This is a genomic window from Kitasatospora sp. MY 5-36, from assembly GCF_001182915.1.
GTDB lineage: Bacteria > Actinomycetota > Actinomycetes > Streptomycetales > Streptomycetaceae > Kitasatospora.
The window spans coordinates 1-3,587 of record NZ_LFVW01000884.1 but is presented as its reverse complement, the minus strand read 5'-3'; the positions used below and the strand labels follow the sequence as shown (position 1 = coordinate 3,587).

Genomic DNA, 3,587 nt, shown 5'->3' with positions numbered 1-3,587 from the left:
CGCCGCCCGCACCGGCCTCGCCGCCGCGCTGCTGGAACTGCGCGAGGCCACCGACACCGCCGCCGGCGAGTGGCGCCGCCCCGCCCTCCCGCACCAGCGCGCCGCCGCCACCGAGCAGCGGTCCCACCACCTGCTGGCCGCCCTGCTGCAACGCCGGGGCCGAGGGGACCAGCCGGACACGCCCTAGGATCGACAGGGTCGAAGCCGACCGGCAGGCCGCAGAACGGGAGCAGCACGCGTGGAGGACGTCGTCGCAGGTGTGCTGCGCCAGTGGGAGCGGGCCTACCCGGGGCTGGACACCGGTCCGATCGCCGTCCTCGGCCGGATCAACCGCTGCGCCGCCCTGCTCCAGCAGACCCCCGACCCGCTCACCCGGGCCGGCCTCACCCGCGCCGAGTTCGACATCCTCGGCGCCCTGCTCCGCCTCGACCGCGAGCTGACCCCCACCCAGCTCGCCCGGGAGAGCTTCGCCTCCGGCGCGGCCGTCACCAAGCGGCTGCGGCTGCTGGAGGAGCGAGGCCTGGTCAGCCGCCGCACCGACGACCGGGACCGCCGGGTCGCCCACCTCGCGCTCACCGAGCAGGGCCGCACCCTGGTGGACGGGCTGATCCAGGAGCTGGTCGCCCACGACCGCGCCCTGCTGGCCGGCCTCACCCCCGCCGAGCAGGACCGGCTCGCCGAGGCCCTCAGCGGCCTGCTGAACAGCCTGGAGGGGACGATCGGCCGCACCCCGGGCTGAGCCGACGGGGCCCCGGCTGCCGGCTCGACGGACTCCGACGAAGCGTCAACGGCGCTGCTCCGGTGGGAACGTATGCTCGCGGTGCGGTGTACGGGGGCGCGTCGGGTACGAAGCGGGCTCCGTACGTCGCGTGCGGCGTGTCGAGTCGTCTACCGGGAGCTCCCCTTGGGCCACAGCGCGGACCGAACCGGCGGCGATCGTCTCCGGCCGAAGCGCCCGGGCGGCTCGGCCGACCCCCTCGCGCGGCTCACCCGGGGCATCGTGGTCATGACCGCCGTCGGCTTCTGTGCCGCCTCGGCGGTGGCCACGGTCCGCAACCACGACGGTCTGGCCTACCAACTGCCCGCCGTCGCCCTCCTGTTGGTCCTGCTCGGCTTCCAGATCGGGCACGCCGGCCCGTGGCGCCTGGCGCGGCGCTGGTGGCCGTGGAGCCTGGTCGCCCACGGGGTGCTCACCTACCTGCCCTTCCTGCTCCTCGACGGGACGTGGGTCGGCATCCCCGGTTCGTTCGCCGGATCGGTGCTGCTGACCGTCGCGGCGCCGCGCTCCTGGGCGCTGGCCGCCGCGCTGGTGGTCGCCCAGTACCCGCTCTGCGCGGCGCTGGGCGGGAGCACCGGCCAGTGCGTCAACGCGTCGGTGTCCATCGTCGTGGGTGGCATCGTGGTGTACGGGGTGGCCCGACTCGCCGACCTGATCACCGAGTTGCGGGCGGCCCGGACCGAGCTGGCCGAGCTCGCGGTGGACCGGGAGCGGCTGCGCTTCGCGCGCGACCTGCACGACCTGCTCGGCTCCAGCCTCTCGGTGGCGGCGCTGAAGTGCCAGCTCGTCGAGCGGCTGGCCGCGGAGCACCCGGAGCGGGCCCGCGCGGAGCTCGCCGAGGTGCTGGCGCTGGTGCGGCAGGCGATGGCGGACACCCGCCGGCTCTCCAGCGGCGACGTCCGGATGTCCCTGGCGCGGGAGGCGCGTTCGGCGGTCGCGACGCTGCGGGCGGCCGGGATCGAGGTCGAGGCCGACCTGGACTGCGAGGGGTTGCGGCCCGAACTCGACGCGGTGCTGGCCACCGTGCTGCGCGAGGCGGTCACCAACCTGCTCCGGCACAGCACGGCCCGGCGCTGCGCGATCCGGGCGGGCCGGGACGACCTCGGGACGGTGCGCCTGGTGGTCTCCAACGACGGCGTTCCGGACGAACCCGGCTACGTGCAAGGCGAGTTGGGCGATGGTCCGGGCGAACCCGGCGGCGTAGCGCGCGAACCGGGCGACGGGCGCGGCATCGGGAACCTCACCGAGCGGCTGCGGTCGGTCGACGGCCGGCTGACCGCCGAGCGGGACGGAGCGGGCTGGTTCCACCTCGCGGCCGTCGTCGAGGCCGCGCCCGCCCGGTCGGCCGCCCGCGCCGCCTGACCGCGGTCCGCCTGCCCGGTACGGCCGACAGGTCCACGCGGCCCGGTTATTCGCGCATCCCCATCGCCTCGGTCGGCTCCCGCCGCAGCGCCAGCCAGGTGGTCAGCAGGACGGTGCCCGCCCCCAGCAGCGCCGCCCCGCCCAGCACCGCGGCCACCCAACTCCCGGGCGGCGCGGGCCAGGCCGGGCCGCCGAGTGCCAGGCCGACCGGGACCAGGACGGCGGCGGTGACCGCCGCGCCGAGGAGGAGTGCCACGGCGACCGTGATCCCGCCCTCCCAGGCCATCATCCGCAGCACCTGGCGGCGCGTGGTCCCCACCATCCGCAGCAGCGCGAACTCGCGCAGCCGTTCGGACGTGGCCATCACCATGGTGTTGACGACGGAGATGGCGGTGAACAGGCTGATGACGCCGAGCAGCAGCCGGGCCACCGCGGTGGCCGCCTCCTGCTGGTGCCGGCGTGCCGCGTCGTAGTCGGCCCGGTCGCTGATCCGGGCCATCGGGTAGGCCGGGGTGAGCCCCTGGAGTTCCCGGGTCACCTGCCCGGGGTCGGCACCGGGGGCCGTGCGGACCAGTACGGTCGCCGCGAGCAGGTCCGGCAGGTGGGCGGCGGCGAATCCGGTGGGCAGCAACGCGTCGGCGAAGCGGTCCTCGCGCTCGTAGACGGCCGCCACCGTGGCGGTGCTGTCGCTGCCGTCAGCCCAGCGGATCCGGACCGGGGCGCCGACGCCGACCTTGAGGCGGGAGGCCGTCCGCTGCCCCAGGGCGATGCTCTCGCCGCGCAGCCGGTCCAGCGAGCCGGCCGTCACCCCGGGGTCGAGCAGCTGTTCCAGCCCCTGCGGCTCCACGATCCGGGCGTCCGCCCCGGCGGCGCCGCCGCCGTCCGCCGCGGAGCCCGAGGACACCATGACGAAGCCGGGGACCAGGCCGCCGGCCGCCGCGACGCCGGGCAACCCGCGGACGGCTTCCGTGAATTCCGTGGGCAGTCCGATGCCCCTCGCCTGGGCCACGTGGTCGGCCAGCAGCCGCCGGCCCTCCTCGGCGGCGCCGGCCTGCGCCTTGACGACCGGGACGAGCAGCATGCTGCCGTTGAAGGCCACCGCCAGCACCAGCGGGGTGACGGCGGCCGCGAAGCGGCGGGGCTGGGCCCGCAGGGAGGCGGAGGCGAGGAACCCGGCGACCGGGAAGAGCAGGCCCACCGGCCCGCCGATCACCACACCGGCGACCCGGCCGATCAGCGGCCCGAGCAGGGCCACCCCGAGCAGCAGCGGCACCACCATGCCCTCGGCCGTACCGGCCCCGTCGCGGCCGCCCGTCGAGTGGGCCAGCACCACGCCGCAGACGGCGAGCGTCGCCAGTCCGAGGCCGGCACGGAGCCGGCCGATCCGCGTCGGCGGCGTCGAGGCGTCGCGCAGCGCCCGGGTGGGTTCGACCCGGGAGGCCCGGCG

General features: G+C 76.6%; 3 protein-coding genes and 1 pseudogene. 3 read left to right on the top strand and 1 reads right to left on the bottom strand.

The genetic code is table 11. The annotated features are described in order from the left end of the window. From AE652_RS37725 to AE652_RS37715, 3 genes and pseudogenes are all read left to right on the top strand, one after another. Positions 1-187 (top strand): annotated as a pseudogene (locus AE652_RS37725) (FUSC family protein); the annotation flags it as partial. A 51-nt stretch (positions 188-238) separates the two neighbouring features. Next, positions 239-739 (top strand): MarR family winged helix-turn-helix transcriptional regulator, encoded by a 501-nt coding sequence (locus tag AE652_RS37720; RefSeq protein ID WP_049659810.1) that lies wholly within the window; start codon positions 239-241, stop codon positions 737-739. 267 nt (positions 740-1,006) lie between these two features. Then, positions 1,007-2,140 carry a sensor histidine kinase gene (locus AE652_RS37715; protein ID WP_159028678.1) on the top strand — a complete coding sequence of 378 codons (1,134 nt, stop codon included), beginning with the start codon at positions 1,007-1,009 and terminating at the stop codon, positions 2,138-2,140. Positions 2,141-2,186: 46 nt separating this feature from the next. Here the strand turns inward: AE652_RS37715 and AE652_RS37710 are convergent. After that, on the bottom strand, positions 2,187-3,587 hold a 1,401-nt coding region (locus tag AE652_RS37710; protein ID WP_049659808.1), incomplete at its 5' end, for an ABC transporter permease.

Excerpts from the sequence above, each read along its gene's own strand:
- AE652_RS37715 (WP_159028678.1), top strand. The coding sequence starts at position 1,007 with ATGACCGCCGTCGGCTTCTGTGCCGCCTCGGCGGTGGCCACGGTCCGC.